The following is a 26,676-nucleotide window of genomic DNA, read 5'->3' on the forward strand; positions in this document are numbered from 1 at the left end:
CGCTTGCCTCAGCTGTTCAGGCGCGGATCGAGCGCGTCGCGCAGTCCGTCGCCAAGCAGGTTGAAGCCGAGCACCGTGATGACGATCGCGATGCCGGGGAAGAACACGAGGTGGGGCGAAGAGAACATCTGGTCCTTTTCGGTGCCCAGCATCGTGCCCCATTCCGGTGTCGGCGGCTGCGCGCCGAGCCCGAGGAAGCTCAGGCCGGCGGCTTCAAGAATGCCTCCCGCCACACCCATTGTCGCAAGGACGACGATCGGCGTCAGGGCATTGGGCAACACCCGGGTGAACAGGATCCGCCACTTGCTGCCGCCCAGAACGCGGCTGGCGGCCACGAAGTCCTGGGACTTCACCGACAGCACGCTGGCGCGGGTGACGCGGGCATAGCCCGGTACCGACACCACGGAAATGGCGAGCAGGGCGTTGACTATACCCGGCCCGAGCACGGCCACGATGGCGATGGCGAGGAGGAGGGCAGGGAAACCCAGGATCACGTCCATGCAGCGCATGATCAGGTTGTCGGTCCAGCCACCGAAATAGCCGGCGATCGCGCCGAGAAACACGCCCACGATCAGCGCGATGGTGACGGTGACGACACCGATCATCAGGCTGATCTGCGCCCCGTAGACCAGTCTCGAGAACACGTCGCGCGAGTTGCCGTCGATGCCCATGATGTGCTGCGGGCGCGATACGTCGCAGCCGAGCATGTGCACGCAGGGAGGGTCACGGCGCTTGACGTCCTCGATCCCGATCAGAACCTGGTTCGGATCGTAGGGGGCAATGAGCGGGGCAAAGATTGCCACCAGCACCATGAAGCCGATCAGGAACATGCCGACCTGGCCCGACCGCTTGCGCAGCAGTCGTTTCAACGTCTGTTTCCACAGCGGCACCGGATCGCCGAGCAGGCCATCCTCCATTACGTTCGCGGCCGCCTGGGCGCTGGCGATGTTTAGGCTCGTCATATCAGGTCCTATTGAGGCCGAACGCGTGGGTCGAGGTAGGTGTAGGAGAGGTCCACGATCAGGTTCACCACGACGTAGATCGTGGCGATCATCACCGTGAACGCCTGGACGATGGGGTAATCGCGGGCGAAGATCGCCTCGACCAGCATGCGTCCCACCCCGGCGAGACCGAACACGGTCTCGGTGAGGACCGCCCCGCTGAGCAGGGCGCCCATCTGCAGTCCCAGGATCGTCACCACCGGCAGCATGGCGTTGCCCAGGGCGTGCCGCCGCACCACCTTGTTGTCCGGCACCCCCTTGGCGCGGGCCGTGCGGACATAGTCGCGCCCCAGCACGTCGAGCAGGGATGAGCGGGTCATGCGGGCGATCACGGCCATCGGAATGGTGGCCACGGCAAGCGCCGGCAGGATCATGTGCCGAACCGCGTCGGTGAAGACTACCCAGTTCTGCGTGATCAGCGCGTTGAAGATGTAGAAGTTGGAGATGAACTCGGCGAACTGGGCACCGAACGTGCCCTTGGTCAGTTCCCAGCCCCAGACCTGGTAGAACGGCACGGAGCTCAAACCGGCGGTGAGCCGGCCGGACGGCGGCAGCCAGAGGGGCGTACCCTTCAGCATGACGCCGAAGACATAGGCCATCATCAGGCCGAGCCAGAAGATCGGCATGGCGATACCGACATTGGCGAGCGCCATCGTGCCAACGTCAGCGGCGGTGTTGTGCCGCCGCGCCGCGAAAATGCCGATGGAGATACCGGCAACGGCGGCGACGATCAGCGCCAGGATCGCCAGTTCCATGGTCATCGGCAGGCGCTCGATGATGATCTGCGTCACCGGCCGGGAGAAGCGGATGGAGTTGCCGAAATTACCCTGGGCGATATCGCGCAGGTAATAGAGGAACTGCACCGGAATGGGTTGGTCGAGGCCGAAATTGCGCACGAACTCGGCGCAAGTCGCATCGCTGACCTTGTCGCCCAGCATGGCTTTGCACGGGTCGCCGGGAATGAGGCGGGCGAGGGAGAAGGTGACTACCAGGATGCCAAACAAGACTGGAATGGCGCTGAGTAGCCGTTTGATCGCGTAACCAAGCATCGCGCAAAACTTTATGGGCTGAAAGCGGGTGAGGCGGGCGCCGGAACGCCCGCCTCAAGACAGAACTCGCCTTACTGGGCGGGCGCGTTCATCAGGCCCCAGAGGCTCGAGAAGTAGTCGAACGCACCGGTGTTGCCGACGTGCGACGGATTGCTCACGTCAATGCCGGCAGCGTAGGAGGCCACGACGTCGTTGGCGTCGAAGGCCGAACCGTCGGTGAACTTCACGCCTTCGCGCAGGTGGCAGGTCCACTCGGTCGCGTCGGCATTCGCCTCGCAGCCCGTTGCCAGGCCGCCCACGACCTCGCCGCTGTCCTGAGCGTAGTCGAGCAGCGTCTCGGTGATCTGCGTGCAGACCAGGGTCGACTCGCCGTCGCTCTCGTCACCGCAGTAGAGGCTGATCGGCTCAGCGTTCTGCATGACGATCATGGTGTCCTTGCCCGGGTCCACAGTGCTGAACTGCTTGGCGCCGAACGGACGGTAGTTCGCGTTCTTGACGTAGCTGCGGGCCGCCGAACCTGCTGCCGCGTGGGAGATCGGCACCATCGGCACGAATTCGCGGATGGCGTTGTTGGCCTGCTCGTAGACCGGCTTGGCTTCATCGACATTGGCGATCGAGGAGCCCTTGGTCAGCGCCTCGTGGATCTCCGGGATGGAAGCGCCAAACTGCTTGGTGTCCTTGCCGAAGTGGTAGTCGAGGAAGTTGGTGATGTGCGGATAGTCCGCGCCCCAACCGAGCAGGTAGAAGCCGTCGAGGTTGCCGGCGCTGGCCTGGCCGATGAACTCGCCCGACTCCATCGGAGACACTTCGGCGTCGATGCCGATGGCCTTCAGCTGCGACTGGATTTCCACTGCCATGGTGCTGGGTTCCGGCAGGTAGGTGCGGAACACGTCACGGTAGTAGATCTTGGTCTTGAAGCCTTCCGGGAAACCGGCTTCGGCCAGGAGCGCCTTGGCGGCGACGGGATCGAACCCGTACCAGGCCTCGCCCGCACAGCCGTTCGGGATCGTGCACGGCGTGAAGTGGGACGCAACTTCCGACCCATCGGGGAAGTAGTTGTCGACGATGCGCTGGCGGTCGATGCCCATCGCAATGGCCTGACGCACCTTGACGTTGTTGAACGGCTCGAAGGTGTTGGTCATGCCCAGATACAGGGTATTCGGGCCCGACTGCGGCAGGAACTGCAGGTCGGGGTCGTTCTTGACGGCGTCGAAGTCGTCGGGGCTCAGGGTGCTGATCTGGTCGACCGTGCCCGAGCGCAGTTCGTTCAGCTGGCCGGCACCGGACGTGCTCCAGCGGAACACCAGCGTCTCGTAGGGCGACTTGTTGCCCCAGTAGCCATCGTTGCGCTTGAGGATGATCGAGTCGCCGCGATTCCAGGCATCGAGCTTGAAGGGACCGGTCCCGATCGGGTTGGTAAGGATGTCCTTGGTCGTGCCGACGGTGGCGAGGTGCTCGGACGGTTGAATGCCGAACGAGACGAAGGCGGCCTTCGCCTCGAATGCCGGATCCGCTGCGCACATCGTGAAGGTGACGGTGTGCTCGTCGGTGGCCCGGATCGCGCTGATCTTGCCGCCGTAGTTGCAGTCGGGGGCAACGAGAGAACTTCCCTCGAAGCTCAGCGCTGCGCCAGTGGACATCGTTGACACCGCGAGTGCGGCGCCAAGAAATACCAATCGTTTCACCAGTAGGGCTCCTCTGTCCTGGTTGTTGTAGTCGAAAAAGTGCCAGCCTACGCAGGTCGAGCCTGCGTATGAGTCTCCGGGTAATCTAGCTAAGCTTCCGGAGGGGCCGTCAGCTTTATTGTTGTTTTGCTTGCAATCGGCGTCGGTCGCAAAAAAAGACTATCAAAGTCCGGTTTTGGACACCTGTGACCCCATGTTTGTCAAATGTCAGACAAAGGCATGTCGCGAGGCCTGTCAAGGCGGCGTCGTAGCGAAAGAACAGCATCCGATGCGATTCACGCCTCCGACAGAGGCAGTCTTGAGTATGGATGGTGCCTCCCTGGGGCATGTGCCATACGCCCCCGTAGCGGGATCGGAGAGAGTGATCCCGAATCACAGAAGCGGTGCCTATGTCAGACCTCGAACCTGTCCTCACCCGTGCCGACGCGAACCTTGAATCGAGCCTCGAAACCCTATTCGAGCTCGTACGGGTCCCCTCGATATCGACCGACCCAGCCCACGCCGCCGACTGTCGCAAAGCGGCGCAACTGCTCGCCGATTACCTGACGAGCCTGGGATTTGATGCCTCGGTGCGCGATACGATCGGCCATCCTATGGTGGTGGCGCATCACGAGGGCGTCCGCCCCGACAGTCCGCACTTCCTGTTCTACGGTCACTACGACGTCCAGCCCGTCGATCCGCTGCACCTGTGGACCCATCCGCCGTTCGAGCCGGCGATCCGCATCGGCGCCAAGGGCCAGAAGATCATTTCCGGTCGCGGCACCTGCGACGACAAGGCGCAGCTGCTGACCTTCGTGGAGGCCGTGCGAGCCTACAAGGAAGTGCGCGGGAGCCTGCCGGCCCGCATCTCGATCATCTTTGAAGGCGAGGAAGAATGCGGCTCGCCGTCCGCCCGCCCTTTCCTTGAAGCCAACAAGGAAGAGCTCAAGGCCGACTACGTGCTCGTTTGCGACACGGGCATGTGGGACGATGACACCCCGTCGATCTGCGCCGGCCTGCGCGGCCTCGTGGGCGAAGAGATCAAGATCTACGCCGCCAGCCACGACCTGCATTCGGGTGGCTATGGCGGCATCGCCGCCAATCCGCTGCATATCATCAGCGACATTCTCGCCGGTCTCCACGACAAGGACGGCACCGTTACGCTGCCGGGCTTCTATGATGGCGTCCGCGAAACGCCGGCCGACCTGAAAAAGGTCTGGGACGACCTCGAAAAGTCGATGCCGCACATGCTCGATCAGGTGGGTCTCTCCATCCCGGTAGGCGAGAAGAACCGTTCGATGCTCGAGCTCAACTGGGCTCGTCCGACCGCCGAAGTGAACGGCATCAGCGGCGGCTATGCCGGCGAAGGCTTCAAGACCGTGATCCCGGCCGAAGCCACTGCCAAGGTCTCGTTCCGGCTGGTGCACGATCAGGATCCGCTGAAAATCCGCGACAGCTTCCGCGCCTATGTCCGCTCGAAGGTGCCGGCCGACTGCCGCGTGGAGTTCGGCGACCATGGCGCCGCGCCGGCCGTCCAGCTGCCGTTCGACGCGCCGATCCTCGACAAGGCCAAGCAGGCGCTGCTCGGTGAATGGTCGAACCCGGCCATCGTCACCGGCGGTGGCGGCTCGATCCCGATCGTCGGCGATTTCGGCACCATCCTCGGCATGGATGCGCTGCTGGTCGGCTGGGGCAATTCCGACGACCGCGGCCACTCGCCGAACGAGAAGTACAATCTGAGCTCGTTCCAGAAGGGCATCCGTGCCTGGGTGCGGATTCTCGACGCCATTACCACGCCGTAAACCGACCCCACACGGGGCGATGCACTCGCGTGTGTGACAGCAACAATGGCAGCGGGACCAGACCCGCTGCCGATGACAACAAACACGGCCGCATCGCTCCCGGATGGGCAGGCGAGGGGCCAGGACCATACGCCTGAAGGGGGGCGCCTACTGTGACTGTGGATACCAAGGCCAGGCTCGCCGGACTGCGCGAGCGGATGAAGGCACAGGACGTCGATCTCGTTGCCCTCGCCCCGAGCCCGCATATGGACTGGCTCGTCGGGTTCCATCCGCTGCTGTGCGAGCGCCCGTGCCTGCTGCTCGTGGGGCCGGAGCGCGAAGCGTTCCTGATGCCGGCGCTCAACGCCGACGGCTCCCGCGAAGAGACCGAAATCCCGTTCCGCGTCTGGGCCGACGATGTTGGCCCGAAGGCCGCGTTCCTCGAAGCCCTCGCCGATGTCGGCGGCACGACCGCGCGCCATGTCGCGTTCGACGAGACGATGCGCATCGACTTTGCCATGCTGCTGCTCGACGCTCTGCCCGAGGCGAAGCGCAGCTTCACGGACGACACGCTGAGCTACCTGCGCATGCGCAAGGACGCACGCGAATACGCTGCCCTCAAGAAGAACGCCCTCATCGCCGACAAGGCGATGCAGAAGGGTTTTGCGGCGATGCGTCCCGGCATGACCGAAAAGGAACTCGCCGCGATCATCTTCGATGAGTTCAGCGCGCAGGGCGCCAAGCCGGAATTCGCCGTCATCGCCGCTGGCCCCAACGGTGCCTTCCCGCATCATCACACCGGCGACCGGCAGCTGGCGGAAGGCGATGCCGTCGTCATGGATATCGGTGGCCGCATCGCCGGCTTCCCGAGCGACATCACCCGCATGGCCGTGGTCGGCCGTCCGCCCGACGGATACGGCCAGATCCACACCATCGTTGAACGCGCCGTGCAGGCTGCGCTGAAGGCGGCCAAGCCGGGCGCGCTGGCCCGCGATGTCGATGAGGCGGCCCGCAAGGTCATCACCGATGCCGGCTACGGCGAATACTTCGTCCACCGCACCGGCCACGGCATGGGCATTGGCGGGCACGAGCCGCCCTATATCACGGCGACATCCGACACGGTGCTCGCCGAGGGCATGGTGTTCTCGATCGAACCCGGCATCTACATTCCCGGCCGCTTCGGCATCCGCCTCGAGGACATCGTGATCCTGCGGGAGGACGGGCCGGAGATTCTCTCCAGCCTGTCGCGCGACATGCATGTGGCGGCCGACTGACGGCGACGCGACAGCCGGTCACCCGGACAAGTCCGACGGCTCCCATGGGAGCCGTCCCGAGGGCAATGCCGCGACGTCACCGCCGCTGCCCGCCTCCCAGGCTGGGCTCGCCCTACTGGCGGGCCATGGCGGTGCGGGCCAACGCGGCTTCCTGTTCCTTCGTATCGACGATCAGCTTGCCGGTCAGATCGACCGTCACCTGCTTGATGGTGCCGGTGAAGGCGAAGGGCGGATCGTACAGCGCGGAGACCGATGAGCCGCCATTGCGGCCGACAAAGACGCCGCTGCCGATACCGAGCGCCAGCGGCACGGTGTAGGGCAGCTTCATCTCGCCGACGAGCTTGTGCGCGATGTAGAGCCGGCCGGTCCCCGCAGCCCCCTTGCCGCGGGCGAGATCGGGTTTGCCGGTGACCTCGAACTCGTAGCGGAGCTCGACCTTGCCCACCGGCACGTCAGTGTCCGAGACGAGGTGGAATTCCTCCGCGCCCACGTAGTTGTGGACATAGTGGAGCTTTCCATCCTTCACGAACAGCGTGTAGCCGCCGACATTGCCGCCGTGGCAGATCAGTACGCCCTCGGCGCCGCCCTTGGGGATCTCCACCTCGGCGGTGAGGCTGTGCGAACGGTTGAGCAGCTTGGCCGCGACATTCTCCGGCACCATCTGCGTCCCGGGATAGTAGACATAGGTGGCCCGGTCCTTGGTGAGCTGCGGCCGCGGATCGGCGAAGCGCATGGTGCCGCGGCTGTCGAGCGGCAGCACCTTGTACTTGCCCGCCTCGACGTACCAGGTGGCGATCATCTCGATCAGCTTGGCGCGGTTGGTCTCGGCAAGATTGTTGGTTTCGGTGGGGTCCTTGCTGAGGTCGTAGAGTTCCCAACCCGTCGCATCGAGCTCGCGGAGCTTGTCCTCGGTCAGCACCATCTGGCCGAAGCCGAAGCCGGACTCGATGAACGAGGTGCCGGGCACCGGGCACACCGCCCGCCAGCCGTCGTGATAGATCGAGCGGTGCCCGAACATCTCGAAATACTGGGTCTTGTGCCTGTCCTCGGCCTTCGGGTCGGAGAAGGTCTCGGCAAAGCTGATGCCCTCGATCGGCGACTGGGTGACGCCGCGGACTGTCGTCGGCGGGTCGAGCTTCAGCGCGTCGTAGACCGTCGGAACCATGTCAATGGCGTGGGTGAACTGCGTCCGCAGCCCGTTCTTCCTGATGCCGTGCGGCCAGTGGACGATGAACGGGTCGGAAACCCCGCCGCGATAGGTCTCACGCTTCCAGCGGCGGAACGGCGTATTGCCGGCATGCGTCCAGCCCCAGGCGTAGTGATTGAAGTACTTCGGCCCGCCCAGGTCGTCGAGCGCCGCGAGGTTCTGCTTCAGGTCGTCCGGGACGTTGTTGAAGAACTTGTTCTCGTTGATCGAGCCTGTCGGGCCGCCTTCCGCACTCGCGCCGTTATCCGAGATGAACATGATCAGCGTGTTGTCGAGCTCGCCGAGCTTTTCGAGGTAGTCGATGATCCGGCCGACCTGATGGTCCATGTGCGAGCAGAAGCCAGCGTACACCTCCATCATCCGCGCGTAGAGCTTGCGCTCTTCGGCGGGGAGCTTGCCCCAGTCCTGCACATCCGGATCATGGCGTGAGAGCACCGCATCCTTGGGCATGATGCCGAGTTTCTTCTGCCTGGCGAAGGTGCGCTCGCGCAGCGCGTCCCAGCCATCGTCGAACTGGCCCTTGTACTTGTCGGCCCACTCCTTGGGCACGTGGTGCGGAGCGTGGTTCGCGCCGGTGCAGAAGTACATGAAGAACGGCTTGTCCGGCGCCACCTGCTTGAGGTCGCCGATGAACTCGATGGCCTTGTCCGCCAGGTCCTCGGAGAGATGGTAGCCCTCCTCGGGTGTCTTCGGCGGCTCGACCTGGTGGTTGTCGTAGACGAGGTCCGGATAATACTGGTGCGTATCGCCGCCGAGGAACCCGTAGTAGCGATCGAATCCGCGCCCCAGGGGCCAGCGATCATACGGTCCGGCCGCGCTGATCTGCTCGGCCGGCGTCAGGTGCCACTTGCCGAGTGCGACGGTCGCATAGCCGTGCTGTTGCAGCCCCTCGGAGAGGAAGCCGTTCTCGAACGGAATTGCGCCGTTGGAGCCCGGATAGCCGGTTGATCCTTCGGTGATGCAGGCCATCGCGTTGGAGTGGTGGTTGCGACCGGTGATCATGCACGAGCGCGACGGCGAGCAGAGCGCCGTGGTGTGCATGTTGGTGAACAGCAGCCCGTTCTTGGCCAGCCGGTCGATGTTCGGTGTCTCGATCGGGCCGCCATAGCAGCCGAGCTGACCGAAGCCGGTGTCGTCGATGACGATGAACATGACGTTGGGCGAACCGGCCGCGGCCCGCTCCGGCGCCGGCCAGGCCGGCTGGGATTCATCGATCGTGCGGCCCATGCGGCCGGGGAAGGTAGTGCCGGGTTTGTACTCTGTGAGTGCCATCGGGGGGGGCTCCGTCCAGGCGGCGAACGAGGCCCTTCGATCCGTGAGAAATGGCAGACGCGCGATTGCGGCAAGACGACCGTCAGGCGTCGCATGAGGCGATGGAGAGACGACGATTAGGGCGTCCCCCTCTACAGCCCCTTCTCCCGTGGCCTGGCAATCGAGTCGATTTTTCCGTTAACCCGAGACGACCCGCCAGGCACCCCTGCAACGCACAACGGCGCTACGCCTGAACGGTTCGAGGCCGCCACGGTTCGTGCTCATGCGCGAGCCAGATCAGTTGCGGGTTCATCGCCAAGACGCGCAGTTGACCTTCGCTGTGCGGCTCCTCGAGTTCGCCGAACCAGACCGCAACGTCGCCGCCGACCACGATCGGGCGTTCTCCGGTGTCCACGACGACGACCTGCATCCCGTCTGTGTGGCCCGGCGCGGGGACGAGCCGAAGCCCGGGTAGCAGCTCGAGCTCGCCATCCACTGGAATGTACTCAACGCCTGCGGCATCGATCCACTCTCGAATGGGATACTCGTCCTTGTTGCTGCGGGCATCGTCCAGTTCGCGGCGCTGGACGTAGATTGGCTTGCCCGCGAAGAGGTGATTGCCACCGCAGTGGTCGGCGTGCAGGTGCGTATTGACCACGATGTCAACGCTGCCCAGGTCGAAGTTCTGCTTGTTGAGCGGGTGGAGGCAGGGGTTCAGGTCCGCTGCCATCGGGTGAAGTTCGGTCATGCCCGTGTCCACCAGAATCCGCGCATCGGGATGGTCGATGACATGGACGTAGACCGGCATCCGCTCGCCTTCGACCAGCAGATCGGCAACGAAAATCGGCGTGATGGTGATTGGGCGGGAAGCGCTCATCGTCTTTGTCTCCAGCATAGGTTCAGAGTTGGCCATGCCGCACGCTTTCAGGCGATGCGGCCGAACCGAATGCGTAGGGCGCGTCGGGCGAAGCCACCTTGAGTTGCGCACTCATTGACGCGTGCGGACGCATGCGTTGGATTGGTTCGGTGGTGGAAGTGCAGGGCTCGGCGTGAAGTCGCCCCGGGCCCCAGGTAAGCCGCGCTACGCTTTGGTCAGCAGTGCCTCGAGCTTGTCGTAGACTTCGTCAAAGCCGTCCGTCATGCCGTTTCTGATCGCCTCTTCGCGGGCTTCTGCATCGGCGTATCGCATGACGATTGTCATGCGGGTCCCGGTGCCGCGTGCCTCCAGATCGGTCGTGATGGTTGTCCCCGACGCCGTGTCGCCGTTGAAATATTCGACGTGGGTCATGTGGTGCGGCGCGTCAACAGCCAGGATTGGCCCGGAGAAGTAAAAGGAGTTCTCCGGTGAGCCGCCCCATTCGTAATGGAAACTGCCGCCCGGCCGCAGATCCATCTCGCATCGGGTCATCGTATCCATCGATGCCATCCACTTGGGGATCAGGGCGGGGTCGGTCATCGCCCGCCACACCCGGGTGGGCGGGTGGCGAAAACTGCGACGGACGATGATGGCGGTGTCGCCGTCCTGGGTGACCTGCAGTTGCAGCATTTCCACGTTCTTGTTCACGGCAGGCCGGCTCCTCGATCGCGTGACGTTTGCTGTTCATCATCGGCAATCTCGTCGAGTACCGCGTCGAGCTTCTGGAACTGCACCTCCCAAAGCGTGCGGTATTGGCCGAGCCAGTTCCAGAGCTGAGCGACAGCCTCGGGCTTCAGCCGACGGGGCCGCGCCGTGCCGTCAACGCGCGTTTCGATCAACCCCGCGTCCTCGAGGACCTTCAGGTGACGGCTGATTGCGGGCTGGCTGATGGAAAACGGTCGGGCCAGGTCCTGCACCGTTGCTTCGCCCTCCGCCAGCCGCTGGATAAGGGCACGGCGCACAGGATCGGAAAGGGCGGCAAAGGACTGGTCGAGCATCTGAAGCCGTCCGCTTGATAACATACGTCTTATATAACAGACATGTTATGTTGTCAACGCGACGTGGGAGCAACTCTGGAACAGCCGAGCGCTGCCTCAGGTGGCCCAGATGGCGTGCAAGGCGGAATGGCCGCCGGGAGGCCTGCGGCTCTTACGATTTGCTGCGTTATCGCCCCGAATGCGGGGGGTGATGTTCACCCCGTGTTGGAACGGGCTCGCGATGATGTGGTGGGGCAATGTTGCCCCTGAGAGGAGAAGGGTTATGACGCGCATTCGCATTCTTGCAGTCGTTGCTTCAGTCCTGATTATTGCTGGCCCGGCCGTCGCCGCCGAGGCCGACCTGTCCAAGCTGACCTGCAAACAGGCTGCCGAGATGGGGCCAGTCGCCACGGGAGTGGTTGCGGCTTGGGCGAGCGGTTATTCCCACGCCAAGAGCAATAACCCGATGGTAGAAGTCGGGACCCTGACGGCCAACGTGGACAAGGTGAAGGCCGCTTGCGCCACGTCGCCCGATGCTACCGTTTCGAGCATCATCGAGGGCATGAAGTAGAACTAACCCATCGGAACAGGCGAATGGCGGCGAATGGTCACTCTCGCCGCTTGCCTATCGATGGAACGGCTGGAGCGGCAAAGGGCCTTGCCGCTCCTGTCGTTCGGCGCAACGGTTCGCCTCTCCCTGTTCGGCAGCGCCGCGATTGCAGTCTGCTCCCCAGGATCGGTGGGGCAGGGGGCGCGCTCCGAATCCCCGATCTTGCGACGTCTCAGGCCCGGCAAATCCTGCCCATGGACCCGGACTCTTTTGCCTCAATGCGTCCACAGTTCGGCGTGACTGTGAAGAAAATCCAGCAAAAACAATAGCATGCCGGTTTGGCATCACCCTTGCATTGTTTCCGGTGAACCCGCGTGTCCGCACGCCAATGGGGGTACTGGAGCTTAACATGGGCATCTACGGCGCTCTTTCGACCGCAGTTACGGGGCTTCGCGCCCAATCCTTCGCTCTCGAGAACATCTCGGGCAACATCGCCAACAGCCAGACGACCGGCTTCAAGCGCATCGATACCGACTTCGTCGACATGATCCCGGATGCCTCGCAGAAGCGGCAAACCGCCGGTTCGGTGCTGGCCTACTCGCGCTCGACGAACAACCTCCAGGGCGACATCAAGGGCACGACGACCGAAACCAACATGGCCATCAACGGCAACGGTTTCTTCGTGGTCGAGCCGGCCATCGGCATGTCGGACGGCGACACCCTGTTCGCCGGCGCCAGCTACTACACCCGCCGCGGCGACTTCGAGCTCGACAAGAACGGCTACATGGTCAACGGCTCCGGCTACTACCTCAAGGGCCTGCCGATCGACCCCGAGACGCAGAATATCTCGGGCTCCGTGCCGCAGGTGCTGCGGGTTTCGAGCGCGTTCCTGCCGGCCCAGCAGACGAGCACGGTGAACTACGAGCTCAACCTGCCGCAGCTGCCCAAGACCGCGGCCTACCAGGCCTCGCTCGCGCCCGGCAGCGAACTGCTGCGCGCCCAGGACTTCCTGAACCTGACGCCGGACGTGCCGGCGACCACGAGTGGTGCAACGTTGGCAGCTGGCGACCTGGCAACCAATGTTGCCAGCGTCGGTGACTCGCTGACCATCAGCGTCAACGGCTCGCCGGTGACGATCAACTTCGTTTCAGGCGGCGGCCATACCGGCAACAACGTCGACATCGCGGCCGCGGGCACGGTCGGCGGTCTGCTGACTGCCATTCAGAACGTCATCAACGCAGGGATTCCGGCGCCGGGCGACAGGCCCACGATCGCGCTGAACGGCAGCGGCGCCGTCACTGTGACGGCGGCGGACGCCACCGACGTTATCCAGGTCACCGACACGACCACGGGCACCTCTTCGCTCGGTTTCGGTCTCGCCGACGGCACCTACAACCCGACGGTTTCGTCGTCTGTCGCGCTGGCGGCCCGCGTGAACAACATCGCGGCCGACGATGCGAACACCTTCGTCTCCCAGTCGATCTCGGGCGGCGCCATCACCGTCTATGCGGGCAACGGCGCGCCGGCCAACGTGCAGATGCGCTGGGCCAAGGTGAACTCGACCGCCAATGGCGGCGCCGAGCGCTGGAACCTGTTCGTCCTGACCAACTCGGCGGCGACCGGTGCCGGCACGGCCTGGTCCCGTGTCGGGGGCGACTACAGCTTCGGCGCCGACGGCTCGCCCAACCCGCCGATCGAATACACCCAGCTCGACGACCTGCAGGTCAACGGCGTGCTCATCGGCGATGTCCGGCTGCAGCACGGTCAGACGGGCCTCACCCAGTTCTCCGATCCGAACGGCACCGCCGAGGTGACGACGCTCAACCAGAACGGCTACGCCGCGGGTGAGTTCGTCTCGGTGGCGGTGAACGACAACGGCCGCGTGGTCGTCTCCTACACCAACGGGCAGCAGCTCGAGGTGGCGCAGGTCGTGACCGCGAACTTCAACGCCGTGAATGCGCTGAAGCGCATGGACGGTGGCGTCTTCGCCGCGACCTCGCAGTCGGGCGAGCCTCTGCTCGATACCGACGGCGTGCTGGGCTCGGCGGTGGAAGCCTCGAATACCGACATCTCCGAAGAGTTCACCAAGCTCATCGTGACGCAGCAGGCCTATGCGGCCGGTACCCGCATCGTCTCGGCGGCGGACCAGATGCTGCAGGAATCGCTGAACATGATCCGCTGACGCGGGCATCCGAACTCGTCCGGCGCGGTTCAGCCGCGCCGGATGCGACCTAAACTGGAGCAGGGTGTATGGGGCTCTCGGTTACCCTCAGCAACGCACTATCGGGCATGCGCGTCGGCCAGAGCGCGCTCGATACGCTGTCGAACAACGTCGCCAATGCCGGCACCCCCGGCTACCACCGGCGTTCGATCAGCGTCATCGACTCGATGGGCGCCAACTCCACCTATGCCCGCGAGGGGGCGCTTACCCGCGCCTTCAATTCCAGCCTCCAGCAGCACTATACGCGGACGACCGCCGAGTCCGGCTTCGCCAGCGTGAAGGCGAACTACCTCGACCGCGTGCAGACCCTGTTCGGCAAGCCCGGCACCATCGGCTCGATCGACAGCGCCTACAACGCCTTCGAAAGCTCGCTCGCGGCTGTTGCGACGAGCCCCGACAGCTATGCAAGCCGGGCCGACCTCGTGCAGAAGGCGCAGACGCTGGCCACGACGCTCAACCGCCTGAGCTCGGACGTGCAGTCGCTCCGCCAGGAGATCGAGGCCAAGCTCTCCAACAACGTCGACAGCATAAACCAGCAGTTGCAGGCGCTGGAGAAGGTGAACTCGCGCCTCGCCGACCAGGGCATCGATTCCGGCTCGCGGGCGACGCTGATGGACCAGCGCGACCGGCTGATCGAAGGCCTGTCCGGACAGATGGACCTGCGCGTCAGCTACCGCGGTGACGGCACCGTGTCGCTGATGACGCGCTCGGGCGTGGGCATTCTCGACGTGAAGGCGTCGGTCTTCCACTACGAGAGCGCCGGCGCGCTCTCGGCCGCCTCGCGCTTCAGCCCGGACGATGCCGTCAGCGGGGTGGGCAAGCTCACCATCATGACGCCGGCCGGCCTCGAGATCGATCTGGTCAAGCAGAACGTCCTCAGTTCCGGCGAGATCCGCGGCCTCATTCAGCTGCGTGACCAGTCGCTGGTGCAGGCGCAGGACCAGCTTGACGAGATCGCTGCGTCCGTCGCGCAGGCCATGTCGACCAACGTGACCCAGGGCACGCAGGTCACGGCCGGCGCGTTCAACGGCTACGAAGTCGATATCGCGAACATCCGCAACGGCAACGAGTTCAGTTTCACCTATACGCAGGGCGGCGCGGAGAAGACCGTGCGCGTGCTGCGCGTCGATGACGCCAGCAGGCTGCCGATCGACTATGTCGATGCGAACGGCGCCCGTGTCATCGGCCTCGACTTTGCCGGTGGCGCGGCGGGCGTCGCCGCCCAGCTGCAGAACCGCATCGGCGTCAACCTCGCCGTGAGCAATCCCTCGGGCTCGACGCTCAGGATCATGGACGATGGCGCAGCCGGCACGCTCGACATGCTGTCGCTGTCGACCCGCACGACCTCGACGGGCCTACAGAACGGCACGCTCGGCTTCTCGCTCTTCGTCGATACCAACGAGGCCGATTTTACGAACAGCCTCGATGGCGTGGGCCAGAAGCTCGGCTTCGCCAGCCGCATCAGCGTCAATTCGGCCATCGTTACGGACAACAAGCTGCTGGTGCAGCACACCGCCACGACGCCGCTCGGCGACCAGGACCGGCTCAACCAGCTGATCAACAACCTCGACGGCATGCGCTTCGCCGGCACCAAGGGGACCAGCGGAACCACGGCAAGCCTCCGCCTCGGCGGCACCGTCGCCGACCTCATTTCGCAGACCCTCAATTTCCAGGGCAATGTCGCGCAAGCCGCGATCTCGGAAGCCGAGACGCAGGAGCTGACCCTCGATGCCCTGACCCAGCGGCTCGACTCCGAATACGGCGTCGACGTCGACGAAGAAATGGCGCGCCTCATGGAACTGCAGAACGCCTTCGCCGCCAATGCGCGGGTGATGAGCGTGGTGCAGGAACTCATGAACGCGATCATGCAGCTGTAGGACCCGAGATCATGACCTCTGTCGCCAAGACGATGTTCCCGCTGGCCAACGGCATCAAGAACATCACGGACATGAAGGCCCGCTACGACAAGCTGCAGACGCAGCTGGCGACGGGCGAGAAGGCGGCGACGCTCGCCGAGATGGGCTCGGACCGTTATTTCGACCTCGCGCTCCGTCAGCGCATCGCGCGCATGGATGGCTACCAGCAGTCGATCTCGGTGGTGAACCTCAGGCTGGAAGCGCTCGACTCGGTGATGACCCGGCTCGATACCATCGAGGGCGATGCCCGCGCCGCGGCGCTCTCGGGCGGCGGTGGCACGTCCGGGCTCAACTTCCAGACGGCGCCGACGCTCGCCATGTCGCGCTTCGACGAAGTGCTGACGCTGCTCAACACCGACATCGCCGGCCGCTTCATGTTCGGCGGCAACAAGACCGACAAGAACCCCGTCGGCATGCCCAAGGACATCATGAACGGCGTCGGCGCTAGGGCGGGCTTCAAGCAGGTCGCCGCCGAGCGCAAGCTCGCCGATCTCGGCCCCGACCAGCAGGGCCGGCTCGACGTCACGGTCGCCACCGACACGGTGACGCTGGCCGAGGAGAACACCGTCTTCGGCATGAAGCTCTCCGGCGCCACCACGACCTCGGCCAACATCTCGGTGACCGCGCCCAGTGGCAGCCCGGCTTCGCTGACCGTGCAGTTCGGTGCCACCCTGCCGACAGCCGGCGAGAAGGTGCAGGTGAACTTCACGCTGCCGGATGGCACCGAGGAGCAGGTCATGCTGGTTGCGACCACCGGCACGCCGGGCCCCGGCGAGTTCCAGATCGGCGCCGATGCGGACGCCACAGCCGCGAGCTTTCAGACCGCGCTCACCGCCTCGGTGAAGGATCTCGCCCAGACCAGCATGGTCTCCGCCTCCGCCTACGCGGCGGCCGAGAACTTCTTCAACGGGCAGGGGACGCCCGTCCAGCGCGTCGATGGCCCGCCCTACGACACGGCGACCGGCACCATCGCCGGCACCAACGCCAACACCATGCTGTGGTACACCGGCGAGGACAGCGCCGATCCGCGCAGCACGGTGACGGCGCGGGTAGGCGAGGGGACCACCGTCAACTACGGCGTCCAGGCCAACGAGCTCGGCTTCGTCAATCTCATCCAGACCCTCGCCGCCCTGGCGGTGCAGGATTTCCCGGACTCCGATCCTACCTCCTCGGTTCGCTACACCTCGATGATGGAGCGCCAGGCGACCCGACTCGCCGACACCAAGGACAACAACCCGGGCTCGCTCGCGGCCATCACGGTCGAGCTCGGCCTCGCACAGAGCACCACCGGCGCCATCACCGAGCGACATACCGCCCATTCGGCCCACCTGACCAACATGCTCGAGGACATCGAGAACGCACCGACCGAGACCATCGCCATGGAGATCCTGGCGCTGAAGACCCGGCTCGAGGCCAGCTACCAGACAACGGCGCTGCTCAGCCAGCTCTCCTTGGTCAACTACATCAAGTAGAACCGGAATCCCGGCCGCTCCCGCCTTGACAGTTGCGGGCGCTCGTTGAAGGTAGCAGCCGACATGTCAGCGGCGGCTCGGCTCATCGGCGAAGTTGCATCCGAACGGCCGATCACTCCCCGCTAGACTGAGGTACGTGCACCAGACGGCGGCCGAACCGTCGTCCACAGGGAGGTAATCATGATGCGCACCATCAAGGGGCCGGCGATCTTTCTCGCCCAGTTCGCGGGCGACAAGGCACCGTTCGACACGCTCGACAACATCTGCGCCTGGGCGGCCGATCTCGGCTACAAGGGCGTGCAGATCCCGACCTGGCTCACGCACTTCGTCGATGTCGAAAAGGCCGCGACGTCAAAGACTTACGCCGACGAGGTGAAGGGCACCGTGCAGAGCCACGGGCTCGAGATCGCCGAGCTCGCGAGCCACATCATCGGCCAGCTCGTCGCGGTGCATCCGGTCTACGACACGCTGTCCGACGGCTTCGCCATCCCGGCCGTGCGCGGCAACCCCGCGGCGCGGCAGGAATGGGCCGTGCAGCACCTGAAGCATTGCGCTGCTGCATCCAAGAACCTCGGCCTCAAGGCCCATGCGACCTTCTCGGGCGCGCTCGCCTGGCCGTTCCTCTATCCGTTCCCGCAGCGCCCCGCCGGCCTCGTCGAAGAGGCCTTCGATGAACTGGCCCGTCGCTGGACCCCGATCCTCAACGAGTTCGACAAGCACGGCGTCGACGTCTGCTACGAGATCCATCCGAGCGAGGACCTGCACGACGGGGTCACCTACGAGATGTTCCTCGAGCGGGTGAACAACCACCCGCGCGCGAACCTGCTCTACGATCCCAGCCACTTCGTGCTGCAGCAGCTGGACTACCTGCAGTACATCGATTTCTACCACGACCGGATCCGGATGTTCCACGTCAAGGACGCCGAGTTCAATCCGACCGGCAAGCAGGGCGTCTATGGCGGCTTCCAGAACTGGGTGAACCGGGCAGGGCGCTTCCGCTCGCTCGGCGATGGCCAGGTCGATTTCGTCGGCATCTTCAGTAAGCTCAGCGCCTACGGCTTCGATGGCTGGGCGGTGCTGGAATGGGAATGCGCCATCAAGTCGGCCGAGCAAGGCGCGGCGGAAGGGGCTCCTTTCATCCAGAGCCACATCATCAACGTCACCGAGAAAGCCTTCGACGACTTCGCGTCGTCGGGCACCGACAAGGCGGCCAACCGCAAGATTCTCGGTCTGAGCTAAGGGGGAAGAAATGGCAGAGAACGGCGCACCGCGCATTCGTCTTGGCATGGTCGGCGGCGGGACCGGGGCCTTCATCGGCTACGTCCACCGTGTCGCGGCCCGCATCGATGGCGACTATGAACTCGTCGCCGGCGCACTCTCGTCGCGCCCCGAAGTGGCGATCGAGTCCGGCAAGAACATCGGCCTCGCCGAGGACCGCATCTACACCTCCTACGAGGAGATGGCGGCCAAGGAATCGGCCCGCAAGGACGGCATCCAGGCCGTGGCGATCGTGACGCCCAACCACATGCACTACGGCCCGGCCAAGGCCTTCCTCGAGGCCGGTATCCACGTCATCTGCGACAAGCCGCTGACCTCGACGCTCGAGGATGCGCGGGCGCTGGCGGCGATCAAGCCGAAGAAGGGTGCCAAGTTCCTGCTGACGCACAACTACACCGGCTACCCGCTGGTGCGGCAGGCGCGCGAGCTGGTGAAGTCGGGAGCGCTGGGCAAGATCCGCGTCGTGCAGGTGGAATACCCGCAGGACTGGCTGACCAACGCGGCCGACCCGGGCAACAAGCAGGCGAGCTGGCGCACCGATCCCAAGCGCTCCGGCGCGGGCGGCGCCATCGGCGATATCGGCACGCATGCCTACAACCTCGCGCGCTTCGTCACCGGGCTGAAGACCGAGGCGGTGAGCGCCGAGCTCACCAGCTTCGTCAAGGGCCGGAAGCTCGACGACGACGTGCAGATCAAGCTGCGCTTCGTCGGCGGCGCCAAGGGCATGCTCTGGGCTAGCCAGGTCGCGGTGGGCAACGAGAACGGCCTGCAGTTGCGCGTCTATGGCGAGAAGGGCGGCCTCGAGTGGCGGCAGGACAACCCGAACTACATGTGGTTCTCCGAGTTCGGTAAGCCCAGGCAGTTGCTGACCCGCGGCGGCGCCATCTCGGCCGATCCGGCCGCCTCGATGAACGTCCGCATCCCGTCCGGCCATCCCGAGGGCTACCTCGAAGCCTTCGCCACGCTCTACAGCCAGTTCGCCCAGGTCATCCGCGGCGAGGGCAAGGACGTGGCAGGACTGCTGCCCAGCCTCGCCGATGGCGTCGAGGGCATGGAGTTCATCATGGCCTCGGTCGCGTCGTCGAAGAACGACGGCAAGTGGACCAAGCTCAGCGAGGTCTAGTCCAACTCAAGCGGGCGGGAGATCATGTCACCAGTGGTCTTCCGCCATCGCGGTTACCGGTTCCAGTTCTACGCCAACGAGGGCAATCCTCGTGAGCCAACGCATATCCACATGGTCAAGGACGGCATCGACGCCAAGTTCTGGCTTTGGCCCGAGGTCACCCTGGCCTATAATGACGGCTTCGACGCACGGACCATCAGGCAGATGATCCCGATCATCGAGGCGCAACGTGGAACGATCGAAACAGTCTGGAACGACTTCTTTGGTGAAGCCGACTGACATCCGGTTCGAGGGCGACAAGTTCTGGGTCGACTTGTCGGATGGTCGCGTACTTGGCGTGCCCCTCTCGTGGTTCCCGATCCTCGAGGAAGCAACGGCGGAACAGCGTGCGCGGTTCTATCTTAGCTCCCGTGGTCTGCACTGGGAGGAGCTCGACGAGGACATCTCGGTCGAGGGACTGCTTGCCGGGCGCGGCGACATGACTAATCGCCGGCGCAAAGTCGCGGCTGCAGAGTAGCAGCAGGCTACACCCAGGCCGCCACCGCGCCCCAGACCAGCACAAGCCCCGACACGGTCAACACCATCAGCACCAGTCGCCGGAACCCGACGGTGCTGAGCTGACGGAATACCAGCACGCCCATGATGGCGAACGGCACCAGCACCAGTCCGGTCACTGCCAGCGGTGCCGCCATGTCCGCCACGATCCGGCCCGACGCGGCGTAGACCGCCAGCGTTCCTGTATGCATGGCGATGTTGAAGCCCTGCAGGATGCCGCGCTGCTCGTCCTTGCTCAGCCCCCTGAGCGTCGCCCACAGCGTCGGCGCCGGCCCCGACAGTCCTGAGAAGCCTCCAAGTACGCCGCCGATCCACCCCACTACCGCGTCGGCGATGCGCCCGCCGGCCTTGATCCGCAGGTCGGGTCGCATCAGCAGCATGGCGGGGCAGTAGATCAGCAGGAACAGCCCCAGCACGAACTTGAACAGGGTAGGGTCCGCCGCCCCCACGAACTGCGCCCCGATGGGAATGCCCACGAGCCCGCCGAGGACAAAGGGCAGGGCCTGCCGCAGGTTGAAGCCGCGCCACACGAAGGGCAGGGTGACGAGCTGGCCGACCAGCGAGCCGAACACGGCCAGCACGGCCGCCAGCACCGGATTGATGCCCCAGGCCCAGACCGACAGCGCCACCAGCGAGAAGGCAAAGCCCGATATGCCCTGGGCAAATCCGGCCGCCGCGGCCCCAAGGCCGATGAGAAGCAGCGTTCCGTCCACCTCTGGCTACCGGCGGGCGCCGTCGACATGCGAGCCGGCTGTGGTGGGCGCATCGATGCGCTCGACCTTGTAGCCCTTGCCTTCGAGCAGGGCTGGCACGCCCTCGGGCCCGACCAGGTGGCCGGCGCCGACGATCACCAGCGCGTTGTCGTTCTCGGCCAGGAGCTGCTCGAGCGGCGCGATCCACTTGGCGTTGCGCTCGTCGATCAGCTTGGCATAGGCCGCCTTGTCACGCGGCGTGATGAACCCATCCATCGCCGCCTTGAGCGCGTCAGTGTCGCCGCTCTCCCAGGCATCGACCAGTGGCTCGAGTTCGACCAGCATGCCGCTCTCGATGCCCTCGACCGTGGACATCAGCCCCTCGATCTGCTCCGCGCGCGTGCCGCCGGCGAACAGGTCCATCTGCTCCTCGACCGTCTCGAGGCTGCGCTTGCGCTCGGGCTCGACCTCACTGTCGATGAGCAGCTCGACGCCGGCGCTCGTCTTGGGCATCGCCATCTGTCCGAGCGTCATCGCCGCCAGCCAGGGCTGCATCCGTTCCAGCGCCCCCATCTCGAGGCCGAGGGAGCTCGTTACCTCCGCAAGGGTCGAGTATTGGTCGGCGCTCAGCATGTCGCCCAGCAATTCGCCGTTGGGGAGCGTCCCCTCGGTCATGGTGATGTAGGTGAGGGTCGAGTAGGCATCGACGTCCATCACCACCTCGAAAACGACGTGGTCGGCCGACTTCAGCAGCGCGTCGAACTGAGGCGTGCGCCAGTTCATCTCGCGCGTGAAGATGTGGACGGAACCGAAGAGGTAGATGTCGCTGTCGCTGTCGCTGACCCGCCAGAGGGCAGGGTCGGCCAGCGCCGGCGAGCTGAGGCTGGCCGTGGCCAGCGCGGTCAGGACGAGGCGTCGGAACAAACCCACGCCGCCGGTCCTCAGTGCGTCCAGGGTGTCTTGCGATCGGAGCGGAAGTTGTCCGAGTAGTTGTTCCGCTTCACGGTGGGCTTGTGGTCGGGCATCACCTGGTAGGCGATGCCGTTGCGGTGCGCGTAAGCCTCGGCTTCCTCGAGCGTATCGAAGGAGAGGCGGATCTGCGCGCGGGCATCGCTGGTCGAAGTGTAGCCCATCAGCGGCTCGATCTCGCGCGGCGAGGCGGGCTCGTAGACGAGCACCCATTCGTTGGACTTGCCTCGGCCGGACTGCATGGCATTGGGCGCAGGCCGGAAGATACGTGCCGTCATGATCGCTATCGAGTCCTTGTCGAGTTTGGCCGAACCATAAGGGTCTTTCAGTACCCTTTCGAGTCCTTCTGCCCCCGTGGGTCAACGCCCCGCAATTTGGACAAAAACCGGGAGCGGTCAACCCTTTCTGCTGCGGCGGCCGGAATCCGGCCCAGCCCTAGCGCCGCCAGTCGGCAACCAGCACTCGCAGCAGCAGGGCCGCCACCACTACGTGCAGCACGACGACCGGCCACAGCAGGACGCCTGTAGCCTCGCCCCGGAAGCCGAGCCAGGCGAGGTAGACCGCGACGCCCGCCCCATAGACCAGCATCCCCGCGATGGGCGGGCCGGGCCAGCAGGCGATCCCGAGGCCGAGCAGCGCAATCCCCAGGATGCGAGCGACCGGCACGGCGATGCCCGCCAGATCCTCTCCGAGCAGGAGCTGCCCGACCAGCGCGGGAGCGAGCAGCAACGCGGCGCCGGTGAGGATCTCGACGAGGGCGGCGAAGGTCAGGGCTCTGCTCATGGAGCTACTGGATCGGCGCGGTGTAGATTTCGCCCAGCAGCATCAGCATCATCGTGTTGGCGGTCGGCTTGGCATCGAGAGCGAGGGTCAGGTTGGTCCAGACGACCAGCGTCACGTCGTTCTCGGAATCCCGGCCCATGAAGGATTGGAAGCCGGGCATTTCCCCGCCGTGGAAGTAGAGCTTGTTTGGACCGACGTTGGTGAACGCGATGCCGTAGCCGTATCGCTGGCCGTTCGGCTTGGCCGGGTCCTCGGGCAGGGGACTCTGAAGCCATTTGTCGTGGTACTCGGCGTCGAAGAGCTTGCCGTCCACGAGTGCTGTCATCCAGGTCGCGAGATCGCTGGCGGTCGAGATGGCGCCGCCAGCGGCCGAGTAGGGCGATGGGTTCTGCCAGGTCACGTCGTTCGGCTTGAGAGTGCCCGCCTTCGCGGCGGCCTGGAGATCGGCGGGGTACGGCGCATCCACCATCGCATAGGAGCTCCCGCCGTAGAGGTAGCCATGCGAGAACGGCTCGGGAATAGCGTTCGACGCGGCGTCGGGCAGAGCCGTGTTCTTCATCCCGAGCGGGCCGAACAGGCGAGCCTGAAACACGGTGGCGAGCGGCTTGCCTTCGAGCTTTTCGATCACGAGGCCGAGCAGCAGGTAGTTGGTGTTGTTGTACTCATACGCCGCTCCGGGTGCAAAGTTCGGCGGATGCGCGAACGCCAGCTTGAGCAGTTCCTCCCGGGTCCACACCTTGTCCGGATCGTTGTCGAGGCTTTCCGAGAGCTCCGGTGCGTCGGTGAAGTTGTAAAGGCCGCTGCGCATCCGGATCAGCTGGTCGATGTCGATGTTCTCCCCGTTGGGGACGCCGGGCACGTACTTCGTGATCGGATCGTCGAAGCCGAGCTTGCCCTCCTGGATGAGCTGCACGATCACCGCGGCCGTCATCGTCTTGGTGTTCGAGGCGGCCCGGAAATGCGTTCCGGCATTGGGAACATCCGACTTGCCCAACTCGGTCGTGCCGTAGCCGATCGCGTAGTCGCCCTGAGGCGTGTGAAGCAGCACCATGGCTCCCGGAAGCAGCAGCTCCTTGGCCAGCGCCGCAACCTTGTCCTCCAGGGCCGCCGGATCGATCTGCCTGAGCGCCGGCGTACTCGCCGCCATGGCGCTGCCGGTCCACCAGACGGCGGCAATCAGCATGCACAGCACTCTCGACATGTCGTCCTCCTCGGTCGGGTGGAGTCGCGTCGGACACTAGGTCCGAGCGCCGCAGCCCGGCCACAGGTCGGTGGGCGTTCGATCTACGAAGGGTGTACGCACCCGGCGCAAGCTGCGCCGAATTAGCCGCTCATTTCCATCAGGGGGCGATCGCGGAAAATCCTTGTGCCTTGTCGTGTCGGCCCCGTCGCCGAACCCCGGGACGCCGCGTATGGTCCTCGGTGCGTCGGGTGGGAAGCCGGTGCGATATCACCCTAAGTAGGGGGATCGAGCGCCGGGGGCAGGCTGTATGTCGACCAGGAGAACACCGGCTCGGTCGATCAAAACAGGCAGCAGATGACCTCTGACATCAGCACCGGCTCCAGCACAGGGCCCACCGACAACCTCCGCGCCGCGATCGATCGCATCATACCGCGCGACAGCGACCCCGGAGCCATCGACCTCGGGACCGAGAACTACGTCCGGGCCCAGCTCGCCGGCGACGCCAGGGGCCATGCCGAGGCGATTGCGGCAGGGTTGGCCGGGCTCGAACAGGCCGCGACATCCCGCTTTGACGCCGGCTTTGCGTCGCTGACCGAGGCGCAACGCGACGATCTGCTCGCCGGGGTTTCGGACGAGGGTTGGTTCGCGGTGCTCGCCGAACTCGTGGCCGAGGGCTTTTATGCCGATCCCGGCAATGGCGGTAACCGCGATGCCGCTTCGTGGTCGATGATCGGCTACGGGCATCGTCTCCCGGACGGGCCGGACGGACCGACTGCCGGACGGCCTCCGCTGGCCCAGCGGCTGGGGCGGGCACAGGATAGCTACGATGTCATCGTCGTCGGCGCTGGAGCGGCCGGCGGCATCATGGCGAAGGTGCTGGCGGAGGCGGGGCTGCGCGTGCTCGTCCTCGAGCGCGGCCCGCACATCGGCTACGAAACGGATGGTCGGCGCGACCACCTGCGCAACCAGCGCCTTGCCCAATATGGCCACAACACCGGACCCGACATCGACCATAACCCGCGCGTCTTCGTCGATGCGCAGGGGATCGAGCGCGTGGTCCGTCCGCATGAGGCGGGCTACCAGAACAACGCGGCAGCCGTCGGCAGCGGGACCGTGGTCTACGGCGCGCAGGCGTGGCGTTTCCTGCCCGACGACTTCCGCATGGCGAGCCTCTATGGCGTCCCGGCCGGCTCGTCGCTGACCGACTGGCCGATCGGCTATGACGAGCTTGCCCCCTTCTATGAGCAGGCGGAGTGGGAGATCGGCGTCGCCGGTCAGAGCGACGACAATCCGCACAAGGGCGGGCGCGCGCGGGACTATCCCATGCCGCCGGTCTGGCAGCACCGGACCGCGGCACTGCTGAAGGAAGGCGCGGCGGGGCTAGGGTTCAGGACCCTCGTGCCGCCGCTCGCCATCAATACCGTGTCGCGCGACGGCAGGCCCGCCTGCATCGAATGCGGCTCGTGCATCGGGTTCGCCTGTCCCAGCGATGGCAAGAACGGCACCCAGAACACTGTGCTGCCGAGCGCCATCGCGACCGGCAATTGCGAGCTGGTCGCCCACGCCATGGTCGAGCAGGTCGATACCGACGCGAGCGGCAAGGTCACAGGCGTCACCTTCATCGACGACAGCGAGGGCCGGCGGGTCCGGCGGACGGTTCGGGCGAAGGCGGTGGTGCTCTCGGCCGGTGCCATCGAGAGCGCCCGTCTGCTGCTGCTGTCGCGGTCGCCGCTGCATCCGGACGGGCTGGGAAATGCGCATGACCAGGTCGGGCGGCACCTGCAGGGGCATTACTACGCCTCGGCCTGGGGCGAGTTCGACGAGGAGGTTTACGATCCCCGCGGGCCGGGCGTCACCGTCGCCACCGTCGACTTCAACCACGGCAACCCCGGCGTGATCGGCGGCGGCATGCTGGCCGACGACTTCATCATGCTGCCCGCGATCTTCTGGAAGACGGCGCGGCCGGCGGGTGTCCCGCGCTGGGGTCTTGGCGCCAAGGAGTTCATGCGGCACGGCTACCGGCACATCACCGCGGTAAAGGGACCTGTGCACGAGATCCCCAATCCGGAGAGCCGGGTCCAGCTCGACCCTCGCGTCCGCGACGGCTTCGGCCTCGCCGTGGCGCGGCTGTCCGGCGTGGCGCATGAGGAGACGGTTCGGACGACCCGCTTCATGAACGAGCGGGCGGCCGACTGGCTGCGGGCCGCGGGCGCCCGCCGGACCTGGAGCCACGATCCCGTGGCGCGGCTCTCGGCCGGGCAGCACCAGGCCGGCACGTGCCGGATGGGCACCGATCCCGAGACGTCGGTGACCGACAAGTGGGGGCGCGTGTGGGGGCACGACAACCTGTTCGTCTCCGACGGCTCGCTCCATCCCACCAATGGCGGCTTCAACCCGGTGCTGACCATCATGGCTCTCGCGTTCCGCAACTCGGCCCACATCGCGAGCCAGCTGTCAGCCGGGTGATGACCCGAGCGTGATCGAGTCGAAAAGCCCTCGCAGCAGCGAGGCGCTACGCTCCAGCTCGGCATGCTCCGCCTGGTCGAGTTCGGGGAACAGGTCGGCGGTCACTCCCTTGCCACCGACGACGCGGGGGAGCGAGAGAGCCACGTCGCGCACGCCCTCGACCTCCGACGTGACGATCGAAACCGAGAGCAAGGCCTCTTCGTCCTGGCGGATCGCCGCCACGATCCGCGCGATGCCGGCGCCGATGCCAAAGTAGGTGCAACCCTTGCCCGAAACGATCGTGTAGGCGGCGTTGCGGGTCTGGGAATCGATCTCTTCACGCACGACCTGCGTGATGGCGGTCAAGTA

At 65.3% G+C, this 26,676-nt stretch carries 24 protein-coding genes; 11 read left to right on the plus strand and 13 right to left on the minus strand.

What is annotated here, in order from left to right:
- Positions 1 to 8: 8 nt before the first annotated feature.
- The 3 genes from PRN20_RS10670 to PRN20_RS10680 form a co-directional block, all read right to left on the minus strand.
- Positions 9 to 962, minus strand: a complete 954-nt coding sequence (locus PRN20_RS10670; RefSeq protein WP_273957330.1) for an ABC transporter permease — start codon at positions 960 to 962, stop codon at positions 9 to 11.
- Positions 963 to 970: 8 nt separating this feature from the next.
- Complete coding sequence (locus tag PRN20_RS10675) at positions 971 to 2,050, minus strand: ABC transporter permease (RefSeq protein WP_273957331.1); 1,080 nt, start codon at positions 2,048 to 2,050, stop codon at positions 971 to 973.
- Between the two features lie 71 nt (positions 2,051 to 2,121).
- Positions 2,122 to 3,690: an ABC transporter substrate-binding protein gene (locus PRN20_RS10680; protein WP_273957332.1), complete on the minus strand. Its 1,569-nt coding sequence runs from the start codon at positions 3,688 to 3,690 to the stop codon at positions 2,122 to 2,124.
- Between the two features lie 434 nt (positions 3,691 to 4,124).
- Here PRN20_RS10680 and PRN20_RS10685 point away from each other — a divergent pair, with 434 nt between their 5' ends.
- Both PRN20_RS10685 and PRN20_RS10690 read left to right on the plus strand, forming a co-directional pair.
- Positions 4,125 to 5,516, plus strand: a complete 1,392-nt coding sequence (locus tag PRN20_RS10685; protein WP_273957333.1) for a M20/M25/M40 family metallo-hydrolase — start codon at positions 4,125 to 4,127, stop codon at positions 5,514 to 5,516.
- Positions 5,517 to 5,668: 152 nt separating this feature from the next.
- Complete coding sequence (locus PRN20_RS10690; RefSeq protein ID WP_273957334.1) at positions 5,669 to 6,769, plus strand: M24 family metallopeptidase; 1,101 nt, start codon at positions 5,669 to 5,671, stop codon at positions 6,767 to 6,769.
- 112 nt (positions 6,770 to 6,881) lie between these two features.
- On the opposite strand, the gene PRN20_RS10695 is transcribed toward PRN20_RS10690, so the two are convergent.
- The 4 genes from PRN20_RS10695 to PRN20_RS10710 form a co-directional block, all read right to left on the minus strand.
- Positions 6,882 to 9,248 carry an arylsulfatase gene (locus PRN20_RS10695; RefSeq protein WP_273957335.1) on the minus strand — a complete coding sequence of 789 codons (2,367 nt, stop codon included), beginning with the start codon at positions 9,246 to 9,248 and terminating at the stop codon, positions 6,882 to 6,884.
- A gap of 223 nt (positions 9,249 to 9,471) precedes the next feature.
- Complete coding sequence (locus PRN20_RS10700) at positions 9,472 to 10,104, minus strand: MBL fold metallo-hydrolase (protein WP_273957336.1); 633 nt, start codon at positions 10,102 to 10,104, stop codon at positions 9,472 to 9,474.
- Positions 10,105 to 10,308: 204 nt separating this feature from the next.
- Entirely contained in the window at positions 10,309 to 10,791 is a 483-nt protein-coding gene (locus PRN20_RS10705) for an SRPBCC family protein (protein ID WP_273957338.1), read from the minus strand.
- Positions 10,788 to 11,141, minus strand: coding sequence for an ArsR/SmtB family transcription factor (locus tag PRN20_RS10710; RefSeq protein WP_273957339.1), 354 nt, complete (start codon positions 11,139 to 11,141; stop codon positions 10,788 to 10,790). The genes PRN20_RS10705 and PRN20_RS10710 overlap by 4 nt, the downstream gene beginning before the upstream one ends.
- Before the next feature lie 262 nt (positions 11,142 to 11,403).
- On the opposite strand from PRN20_RS10710, the gene PRN20_RS10715 reads away from it, so the two are divergent.
- From PRN20_RS10715 to PRN20_RS10750, 8 genes are all read left to right on the plus strand, one after another.
- On the plus strand, positions 11,404 to 11,691 hold the full coding sequence (locus PRN20_RS10715; RefSeq protein WP_273957340.1) for an HdeA/HdeB family chaperone: 288 nt from the start codon (positions 11,404 to 11,406) through the stop codon (positions 11,689 to 11,691).
- Positions 11,692 to 12,079: 388 nt separating this feature from the next.
- Complete coding sequence (locus tag PRN20_RS10720) at positions 12,080 to 13,852, plus strand: flagellar hook protein FlgE (protein ID WP_273957341.1); 1,773 nt, start codon at positions 12,080 to 12,082, stop codon at positions 13,850 to 13,852.
- A 68-nt stretch (positions 13,853 to 13,920) separates the two neighbouring features.
- Entirely contained in the window at positions 13,921 to 15,768 is a 1,848-nt protein-coding gene (gene flgK, locus PRN20_RS10725; protein ID WP_273957343.1) for a flagellar hook-associated protein FlgK, read from the plus strand.
- A gap of 11 nt (positions 15,769 to 15,779) precedes the next feature.
- A complete protein-coding gene (locus PRN20_RS10730; RefSeq protein ID WP_273957344.1) occupies positions 15,780 to 17,279 on the plus strand; it encodes a hypothetical protein in 1,500 nt (499 codons plus the stop codon).
- Positions 17,280 to 17,462: 183 nt separating this feature from the next.
- On the plus strand, positions 17,463 to 18,518 hold the full coding sequence (locus PRN20_RS10735) for a sugar phosphate isomerase/epimerase family protein (protein WP_273958060.1): 1,056 nt from the start codon (positions 17,463 to 17,465) through the stop codon (positions 18,516 to 18,518).
- 10 nt (positions 18,519 to 18,528) lie between these two features.
- Complete coding sequence (locus PRN20_RS10740) at positions 18,529 to 19,680, plus strand: Gfo/Idh/MocA family protein (protein ID WP_273957345.1); 1,152 nt, start codon at positions 18,529 to 18,531, stop codon at positions 19,678 to 19,680.
- 24 nt (positions 19,681 to 19,704) lie between these two features.
- Positions 19,705 to 19,959, plus strand: a complete 255-nt coding sequence (locus PRN20_RS10745; RefSeq protein ID WP_273957346.1) for a DUF4160 domain-containing protein — start codon at positions 19,705 to 19,707, stop codon at positions 19,957 to 19,959.
- The gene (locus PRN20_RS10750) at positions 19,946 to 20,197 is read left to right on the plus strand and encodes a DUF2442 domain-containing protein (RefSeq protein ID WP_273957347.1); all 252 of its coding nucleotides are present in this window, start codon (positions 19,946 to 19,948) and stop codon (positions 20,195 to 20,197) included. Before PRN20_RS10745 ends, PRN20_RS10750 begins: the two co-directional genes overlap by 14 nt.
- Positions 20,198 to 20,204: 7 nt before the next feature.
- Here the strand turns inward: PRN20_RS10750 and PRN20_RS10755 are convergent, their stop codons facing one another.
- From PRN20_RS10755 to PRN20_RS10775, 5 genes are all read right to left on the minus strand, one after another.
- On the minus strand, positions 20,205 to 20,948 hold the full coding sequence (locus PRN20_RS10755; RefSeq protein ID WP_273957348.1) for a sulfite exporter TauE/SafE family protein: 744 nt from the start codon (positions 20,946 to 20,948) through the stop codon (positions 20,205 to 20,207).
- A 6-nt stretch (positions 20,949 to 20,954) separates the two neighbouring features.
- Positions 20,955 to 21,857: a TraB/GumN family protein gene (locus tag PRN20_RS10760; protein WP_273957349.1), complete on the minus strand. Its 903-nt coding sequence runs from the start codon at positions 21,855 to 21,857 to the stop codon at positions 20,955 to 20,957.
- Between the two features lie 11 nt (positions 21,858 to 21,868).
- Entirely contained in the window at positions 21,869 to 22,174 is a 306-nt protein-coding gene (locus PRN20_RS10765; protein ID WP_273957350.1) for an ETC complex I subunit, read from the minus strand.
- 157 nt (positions 22,175 to 22,331) lie between these two features.
- Positions 22,332 to 22,679 carry a hypothetical protein gene (locus PRN20_RS10770; RefSeq protein ID WP_273957351.1) on the minus strand — a complete coding sequence of 116 codons (348 nt, stop codon included), beginning with the start codon at positions 22,677 to 22,679 and terminating at the stop codon, positions 22,332 to 22,334.
- A gap of 4 nt (positions 22,680 to 22,683) precedes the next feature.
- A complete protein-coding gene (locus PRN20_RS10775; RefSeq protein ID WP_273957352.1) occupies positions 22,684 to 23,880 on the minus strand; it encodes a serine hydrolase domain-containing protein in 1,197 nt (398 codons plus the stop codon).
- Between the two features lie 336 nt (positions 23,881 to 24,216).
- Here PRN20_RS10775 and PRN20_RS10780 point away from each other — a divergent pair, with 336 nt between their 5' ends.
- Entirely contained in the window at positions 24,217 to 26,328 is a 2,112-nt protein-coding gene (locus PRN20_RS10780) for a GMC family oxidoreductase (protein WP_273957353.1), read from the plus strand.
- On the opposite strand, the gene PRN20_RS10785 is transcribed toward PRN20_RS10780, so the two are convergent.
- Complete coding sequence (locus tag PRN20_RS10785; RefSeq protein ID WP_273957354.1) at positions 26,317 to 26,673, minus strand: hypothetical protein; 357 nt, start codon at positions 26,671 to 26,673, stop codon at positions 26,317 to 26,319. The genes PRN20_RS10780 and PRN20_RS10785 overlap by 12 nt on opposite strands.
- Positions 26,674 to 26,676 lie beyond the last annotated feature (3 nt).

Source organism: Devosia sp. ZB163 (genome assembly GCF_028613635.1).
Lineage (GTDB): Bacteria > Pseudomonadota > Alphaproteobacteria > Rhizobiales > Devosiaceae > Devosia_A.

Bases quoted from the DNA above. Each gene is read 5' to 3' on its own strand.
- PRN20_RS10770 (WP_273957351.1), bottom strand. From the start codon at position 22,679: ATGAGCAGAGCCCTGACCTTCGCCGCCCTCGTCGAGATCCTCACCGGC.
- PRN20_RS10695 (WP_273957335.1), bottom strand. From the start codon at position 9,248: ATGGCACTCACAGAGTACAAACCCGGCACTACCTTCCCCGGCCGCATG.
- PRN20_RS10675 (WP_273957331.1), bottom strand. From the start codon at position 2,050: ATGCTTGGTTACGCGATCAAACGGCTACTCAGCGCCATTCCAGTCTTG.
- PRN20_RS10775 (WP_273957352.1), bottom strand. From the start codon at position 23,880: ATGTCGAGAGTGCTGTGCATGCTGATTGCCGCCGTCTGGTGGACCGGC.
- PRN20_RS10670 (WP_273957330.1), bottom strand. From the start codon at position 962: ATGACGAGCCTAAACATCGCCAGCGCCCAGGCGGCCGCGAACGTAATG.
- PRN20_RS10735 (WP_273958060.1), top strand. From the start codon at position 17,463: ATGCGCACCATCAAGGGGCCGGCGATCTTTCTCGCCCAGTTCGCGGGC.
- PRN20_RS10745 (WP_273957346.1), top strand. From the start codon at position 19,705: ATGTCACCAGTGGTCTTCCGCCATCGCGGTTACCGGTTCCAGTTCTAC.
- PRN20_RS10740 (WP_273957345.1), top strand. From the start codon at position 18,529: ATGGCAGAGAACGGCGCACCGCGCATTCGTCTTGGCATGGTCGGCGGC.
- PRN20_RS10780 (WP_273957353.1), top strand. From the start codon at position 24,217: ATGACCTCTGACATCAGCACCGGCTCCAGCACAGGGCCCACCGACAAC.
- PRN20_RS10765 (WP_273957350.1), bottom strand. From the start codon at position 22,174: ATGACGGCACGTATCTTCCGGCCTGCGCCCAATGCCATGCAGTCCGGC.
- PRN20_RS10715 (WP_273957340.1), top strand. From the start codon at position 11,404: ATGACGCGCATTCGCATTCTTGCAGTCGTTGCTTCAGTCCTGATTATT.
- PRN20_RS10730 (WP_273957344.1), top strand. From the start codon at position 15,780: ATGACCTCTGTCGCCAAGACGATGTTCCCGCTGGCCAACGGCATCAAG.
- PRN20_RS10700 (WP_273957336.1), bottom strand. From the start codon at position 10,104: ATGAGCGCTTCCCGCCCAATCACCATCACGCCGATTTTCGTTGCCGAT.
- flgK (WP_273957343.1), top strand. From the start codon at position 13,921: ATGGGGCTCTCGGTTACCCTCAGCAACGCACTATCGGGCATGCGCGTC.
- PRN20_RS10720 (WP_273957341.1), top strand. From the start codon at position 12,080: ATGGGCATCTACGGCGCTCTTTCGACCGCAGTTACGGGGCTTCGCGCC.
- PRN20_RS10685 (WP_273957333.1), top strand. From the start codon at position 4,125: ATGTCAGACCTCGAACCTGTCCTCACCCGTGCCGACGCGAACCTTGAA.
- PRN20_RS10680 (WP_273957332.1), bottom strand. From the start codon at position 3,690: ATGTCCACTGGCGCAGCGCTGAGCTTCGAGGGAAGTTCTCTCGTTGCC.
- PRN20_RS10710 (WP_273957339.1), bottom strand. From the start codon at position 11,141: ATGCTCGACCAGTCCTTTGCCGCCCTTTCCGATCCTGTGCGCCGTGCC.